This is a genomic window from Streptomyces sp. CBMA123, from assembly GCF_014596465.1.
Classification (GTDB): Bacteria; Actinomycetota; Actinomycetes; order Streptomycetales; family Streptomycetaceae; genus Kitasatospora.
In genome coordinates, this window is the sequence record NZ_MECK01000561.1 from 1 (window position 1) to 498 (window position 498).

Annotated in this window: 1 pseudogene; it reads right to left on the reverse strand. The window is 80.9% G+C overall.

Features of this window, described 5'->3' with window-relative positions:
• Window positions 1-498: pseudogene (locus BG452_RS37200) on the reverse strand (hypothetical protein); the annotation flags it as partial.

Here is a 498-nt window from a genome sequence, read left to right on the forward strand (position 1 = left end):
CTCGCCCGCGACCGGCTCGCCCGCACCCGGCGGCCGGGTCGGTGGCCAGCCGGGTGCGGGCGAGCCGGTCGCGGGCGAGGGCCTGGCGGCCGTGGAGTTCGGGGTCGTCCAGCGGTTCCCAGCGGGCGAGGGCGCCGGCCGGGTCGTCGGTGCGGGCGAGGGCCAGGCCGTGGTGGTAGGCGGCGATCCGGCTCCAGCGGGAGCCGGGCTGGTCGTCCGCCTCGGCGCGCAGGATCGGTTCGGCCTCGGCGGCCTGTCCGGCGGCGGTCAGGGCGGCGCCGAGCCGGACCCGGGCGGGGCGCCAGTCGGGGGCCTGGCCGAGGCCGGCCCGGTAGTCGGCGGCGGCCTCGGCGTGCCGTTCGGCGCGTTCGTGGACCAAGGCGAGGCCGAACCGGGCGGGGGCGAAGGCGGGTTGGACGGTCAGGGCGGCGGTGAACTGCTCGCGGGCCTGGTCGTCGGCGCCGAGCAGCAGGGCGAGCCGGCCGAGGGCGTAGCGGG